6 protein-coding genes are annotated in these 5,758 nt (G+C 67.1%); 3 read left to right on the forward strand and 3 right to left on the reverse strand.

Annotated elements, in window-relative coordinates; all coding sequences use genetic code 11:
* A partial coding sequence (locus M7H19_RS04120; protein WP_298177273.1) for a cobaltochelatase subunit CobN occupies positions 1–787 on the forward strand: 787 nt, incomplete at its 5' end.
* Positions 784–1,548 (forward strand): precorrin-6A synthase (deacetylating), encoded by a 765-nt coding sequence (gene cobF / locus M7H19_RS04125; protein ID WP_298177276.1) that lies wholly within the window; start codon positions 784–786, stop codon positions 1,546–1,548. The genes M7H19_RS04120 and cobF, both read left to right, overlap by 4 nt.
* Before the next feature lie 102 nt (positions 1,549–1,650).
* Here the strand turns inward: cobF and M7H19_RS04130 are convergent, their stop codons facing one another.
* The gene (locus M7H19_RS04130) at positions 1,651–2,967 is read right to left on the reverse strand and encodes an amidase family protein (RefSeq protein ID WP_298177278.1); all 1,317 of its coding nucleotides are present in this window, start codon (positions 2,965–2,967) and stop codon (positions 1,651–1,653) included.
* 165 nt (positions 2,968–3,132) lie between these two features.
* The gene (locus M7H19_RS04135) at positions 3,133–3,717 is read right to left on the reverse strand and encodes a protoglobin domain-containing protein (RefSeq protein ID WP_298177280.1); all 585 of its coding nucleotides are present in this window, start codon (positions 3,715–3,717) and stop codon (positions 3,133–3,135) included.
* Between the two features lie 399 nt (positions 3,718–4,116).
* On the opposite strand from M7H19_RS04135, the gene M7H19_RS04140 reads away from it, so the two are divergent.
* Positions 4,117–4,692, forward strand: coding sequence for a CBS domain-containing protein (locus M7H19_RS04140; RefSeq protein WP_298177282.1), 576 nt, complete (start codon positions 4,117–4,119; stop codon positions 4,690–4,692).
* 70 nt (positions 4,693–4,762) lie between these two features.
* Here M7H19_RS04140 and M7H19_RS04145 read toward each other — a convergent pair.
* The coding region (locus tag M7H19_RS04145; RefSeq protein WP_298177283.1) for a P1 family peptidase at positions 4,763–5,758 on the reverse strand (996 nt) is incomplete at its 5' end.

Here is a 5,758-nt window from a genome sequence, read left to right on the forward strand (position 1 = left end):
GAACTACGTTCGCGCCCACGCCCGCGCCGATCTGGCCGAACACGGCGACGAGCGCAGGGCCACGACCCGTATCTTCGGCTCCAAACCCGGCTCGTACGGCGCGGGCATCCTCCAGGCCGTCGAGTCCGGTTCGTGGCGGGACGACGCCGATCTCGCCGAGGTCTACACCGCCTGGGGTGGCTTCGCGTACGGACGTGGGCTCGACGGGGTCGCGGCGAGTGACGACATGCGCACCAACTACCGACGCATCGCGGTGGCGGCGAAGAACATCGACTCACGCGAACACGATATCGCCGATTCCGACGACTACTTCCAGTACCACGGCGGCATGATCGCCACGGTGCGCGCGTTGACCGGCGCCGATCCCAAAGCCTACGTCGGCGATTCGACCACGCCCGACGCCGTGCGCACGCGCACGCTCGGCGAGGAGACCAACCGGGTTTTCCGTTCCCGTGTCGTCAATCCACGTTGGATCGGTGCCATGCAGCGACACGGCTACAAGGGCGCATTCGAACTGGCCGCCACGGTCGACTACCTGTTCGGCCTCGACGCGACCGCGGGCGTCGTGCACGACTGGATGTACGAGTCGTTGGCCCGCGAGTACGTGCTGGACGAGGAGAACCAGCGCTTCATGCGGCAGGCGAATCCCTGGGCGCTGCGCGGCATCGTCGAGCGATTGACCGAGGCCGCCGATCGCGGCCTGTGGGCGGAGCCCGACGCCGACACCCTGGCCGAGATGGCCCGCGTCTACCTCGAACTCGAAGGGGACCTGGAGGACGAGAAGTGACGCGACGCCTCGCCCTTGTCGGACTGGGCCCGGGTGATCCCGAACTCGTGACCGAACAGGCGGCACGGGTACTCAACGAAGTCGACTACTTCCTGGTGGCCGACAAGACCGAGAAACACCCGGGGACGGCGGACCTGCTCGCGATGCGGGAGGAGATCTGCGCACGGCACGTCCGAGGGCGTCCTCGCTTCGTGCACGTCCCCGACCCCGAACGCGATCGCGATGCCCCCGCCGACTACGGCGCCGCGGTACGCGACTGGCACGAGGCACGCGCGGCGGTGTTCGAGCGAGCGTTGCTGGAAAACGAGGGTGATGCGGCGATCCTCGTGTGGGGCGATCCTGCGCTGTACGACTCGATGATCCGGCTGGCTGACCGCATCGTCGAACGCGGCGCCGTCGACCTCACCGTCGAGGTGGTTCCTGGGCTCAGCAGCATCCAACTATTGGCCGCTCGGCATCGGCAGGTACTCAACACCATCGGCGGCCCGGTGACCATCACCACGGGCCGCCGACTGCTTCAGGACGCGGCCCACAACGACAATCTCGTGGTCGTCCTCGACGGCGCGCTCACCTGCCGCCGGCTACCCGACCCCGAGGCCTGGCACCTGTGGTGGGGCGCCAACCTCGGTTCGGCGGACGAAAAGCTCGTCGCCGGAAGGCTGAGCGAAGTCGTCGACGAGGCCTGGCAGGCACGCGCGGAAGCGCGACTGGCTCGCGGTTGGGTGATGGACACGTACCTGCTGCGACGCCAGGCACGCTGACACGGCCCAGGTCGAAAACCGAGCCGAGATCGCGCCAAGAGGTGCGGTAGGCATCAGGCCCGCCTCCCGGAAGGCGCCCCGGCAGCGGCTCCACGCAGCGACCTACCGCGTCATCGGCGGCAACGGCCCCACACATCGCTCCACCAGTTCGGCGATCGCCAGCAGTCGCCTGTCACTGCCGGTCGGACCGTCGAGTTCGATCCCCACCGGAAGCCCGTCGGCGGCGAGCCCGGCCGGAACCGACACGGCGGGTAGACCGGCGCTCGGCGCCATCGTCTCGTTGGCGATCGTGGCCATGAGCAGGTCGTACTCGCGACCACGGATCGTCACCGTCTCCGCGCCCACCTCCGGGGCGGTCATCGGGACTGGTGGGAATACCAGTGCGTCCAGTCGCTGTTCGGCGAACAACGCCGCGAACCGAGTGGTCACCTCCTCCTTCAACACACGCAGCGCCGCATAGTGGTCGGCGGTGATCGGCGACCCGTCCACCAACGAGCCGAAGGCCTCCACCACGTCGGGACTGCCCAACCGTGTCACCAACGTCGCGTAGTCACAGCCGAGGTGCTGCTGGGCGAAGAAGGACCAGTACTCGTACATCTCATACATCGTCGTGCTGACGTTGACCTCGAAAGACTCCGCCGCCAGGTCACCGAGGTCCACCTCCACCACCTGCACCCCGGCGGCACGCAGTTTCTCCAGCGCCTCCTCGCACACCCGTTCCACCTCGGGATCGAGGACACGCCAACACGGATCGCGTGGCACCCCGAGCCGTACCGTGCTCGGATCCAGCGGTGGAAGCTCCGGGACTTCCCGCGTCTCCGACAATCCGGCGAGCACCGCGTCGAACACGGCCACCTCCGCGACCGTCATCGCCATCACGGTGACCGCGTCCGCACTGGGCGACAGGTGCAGCACCCCGTCGCCCGGATATCGGGACGCGCTCGCCCGAAAACCCACACACCCGCACATCGCCGCGGGGATACGCCCCGAACCGGAGGTGTCGGTACCCAAACCCGCGGGCACCGCACCACCCGCCACCGCCGCGGCGGTCCCACCGCTGGACCCTCCCGCCATGCGACTCGCCTCACGCGGATTGCGGACAGGGCCGTAGAAGGCGTTGTGGCTGGTGGTGCCGCGCGCCAACTCGTGCATGTTGGTCTGCCCGACCACAATGGCACCCGCGTCGAGCAATCGCTGCACCGCCCCCGCGTTCCGAGTCGGCCGGTAACCCTCCAACGCGGGTGAACCGGCGGTCAACGGAAGACCTTCGACGGCGATGTTGTCCTTCACCACGATGGGAGTCCCGGCCAGGGGGCCGGTAGCGCTCCCCACGGCGTGCACGCCGGCCGGCCGGACCAGGACGTTGTGCGAGGACAGTTCCTCCAACGTCGCCACAGCGGCATCCACCACACCACTCATGGCCAGTACCGTAGGCCGAGCAGCGGACACCGCGAAGTGGCGGCCCTCGTCACTCTCCGTGGAAGGGCCACGTCGGTGCACCGGGTGACTTTATTTCCTACGCACCGCTATCACCCGGACACGAGCCGCCGTTGCTGCCGATGTCGGTGACCTGTGTCGGCGGGATCACCAGAGTTCGGCGGCGTAGGGACGGGTCCACAACGTCACAGACACGGTGACGGCCTTGAACCACGCCTGGTACATGGCCTCCACCTCGTTGGAGTCGGGCTCGTGCCGCTGGAGGAACTCCCGGATCGTCACCGTGATGGGGACGAGCAACGCCATCAGGTGCCTCATCGGCACGTGCGTGGCCGGGGAGTCCACCCCGTCGGTGAGATTCTTCTTCGCCGGGGTGTGCCGCAACCCGATCTCTTCCTGGTAGGCCAACCACCGGTAATCGAACCCACGCGTGCACAGGTCGGAGATCCACTGTTCGAATCGGGCTCGCACCCTCGCCAGATACTCTTGATCCGGTTTCCCGTCGGGGCCCCGGAATACGCTGATCAGATGCGGTGTGGATCCGAAGAAGTCGTACCAGATATCGAGGATGTCCGAAGCCTGTGGCACCAGAATCTCCCCGGCCCGCCGCAGCGCGCGGGCATCGGCGTCCGTCCACATGACATCGGTGAGCAGCTCGGTCAGGTCCTGCTCAGTCACCGGGGAAGCCGGGAGCTCTTGGTCGTAGGTGTAGCCGGCCGGAGCTGTGGTCATCGCGAAAACCTCGCTTACAGTCGAGACGCTGCCTCACCTTGCAGGTTAGGGGTCTTGCGACACGACCGCAGCGGACGAACCGAGCCCGTCTCGGCCGCACCGGCGGCCCCTTGCGATGTATCGCACGTGGTTCACCCGTTGAAGTAAGCCGTGTCCCCGACGTCGCACCGGTGGGCCGGGAGGCGACCGTCGAGAAACCGCCTCGGGACACCGACTTTCCGCCACAGGGTGTGCTCGGTCGCCGACGCACGGCGCCCGGTCCACAGCGAACAAGGACAACTTCCCTTCCGAGATCGACACCAGAACCGTCCGAGGCCCGTATGTCAGGACCTAAGTCCCTCCGGTTCCGTCGTCGTGGCGGGAATCCGATTGGTGTCGCAGGCAATGAGGAGCAACGGCATGCACGCTTCCGAGATCATGTCAAGGCCTGTCGTGAGCATCTCCCCCGACGCTCCGGTGCGGGATGCGGTGGTGAGGATCACCGAGGGTGGCTTCGCCAGCCTGCCCGTGGTCGATGAGGAACAGCGCGTAATCGGCATGATCACCGAAGTCGACGCACTCCGCGCCGTGGAGAAGATCAGCTCCGAGGGGGGTGGGGCCTCATTACAGGTCAGCGATGTGATGACGAAACCCGTGGAGGTCATCTCACCCGACACTGAGGTCACCGACATCGCGCACCTCATGCTCACCGACCGCCTGCGCAGTCTGCCCGTGGTGGAAGACGGAGCACTCGTCGGCATCGTGAGTCGCCGGGACGTGCTGAGACCTCTCGTACGGCCGGACGACGTGGTCGCGGCGCACGTGTCGGCGGTGTTGGACGCCTACAGCGGGCAGCGCGGTCGCTGGTCGGTCGACGTGACCGACAGGACCACCGTGGTGAAGGGCGAATTCATCGACGATGCCGAACGCAGAGTAGTGGCCAGCCTCGCCCGCACGGTCCCCGGTGTCGTGGATGTACGGATCGAACCCGAGTGACGGGCCCCCTTTCGTTTCCAGTCCGAGGCCGTGGCTCTTCGGACACTCCAGGCTTTTCCTCCGACATACCTCACTCGGGAATCCGGCCGTACTTGCGCAGAATCGCGCGGACCCGGTCGAGCGGGATCGCGTGCCGGGTGGTCCCGTCTCGCCCGGTGACGGTCGTCGCCATGAACAACGAGTTGTAGATCGCCTCTTCGGCGGTATCGAGCACGGCACGGAACAGTGGGGAGATACCCGCGTTCGGCAGGAACTTCGAGTCCTGGGCGGTGTCCCCGGCACGTTCGCGGGAATCGGGGGACGTGGAGAAGGCGATCGCGAAGTCGCCGCTGCCGTTGGTGAAGGTGGAGCCGGTTCGCGCCATGGCGAAGACCGCGCGTGCGCCCAACCGTTCGAGATTGCGCGAGCTCAGTGGGGCGTCGGTGGCGACCACGAACACGCACGAACCGTCGCCCGAGGTCTCGGCCGCCAAGCGGTCGGGGGGTTCGAGTTCCTCCCCGATCGGAACGCCGTCGATCCGCAGCGAGCCGCCGTAGTTCGTCTGGACGAGGACTCCGACGGTGTAGCCGTCGACGATCCGAGACGACGTGCCGATGCCGCCTTTCCAACCGAAGCAGGTTGTACCGGTACCCGCGCCGACCGAGCCTTCCTCCACGGGACCGCCTGTGGCGGTGGTGATCGCGTCGAGAACGTGGTCCTCGGTGACATGGCGGCCTCGGATGTCATTGAGCACGCCGTCGTTCGTCTCCCCGACCAACGCGTTCACCGACGAGACCGCTTCGTTCCCCGGCTGAGCGAGCGTCCAGGTGACAGCGCCGTCGATACCGCGCGCGACACTCAACGTGTTCGTGAGGACGATCGGAGTCTCGATCGTGCCGAGCTCGGACACCTGAGTGAAGCCGGCCGGCTTTCCGAACGCGTTGCCGATGAACACGCCACCGGCGACTTTCTCCTGATAGACGTTGCCCGGGTGGGGGACGATCGCCGTCACCCCGGTCCGCACGTCCTCCCCCTCGATCAGGGTCACCTGTCCGACCCGGACCCCTGCGACATCGGTGATGCCGTT

The sequence above is a fragment of the Saccharomonospora sp. genome, assembly GCF_027317685.1.
Taxonomy (GTDB): domain Bacteria; phylum Actinomycetota; class Actinomycetes; order Mycobacteriales; family Pseudonocardiaceae; genus Saccharomonospora.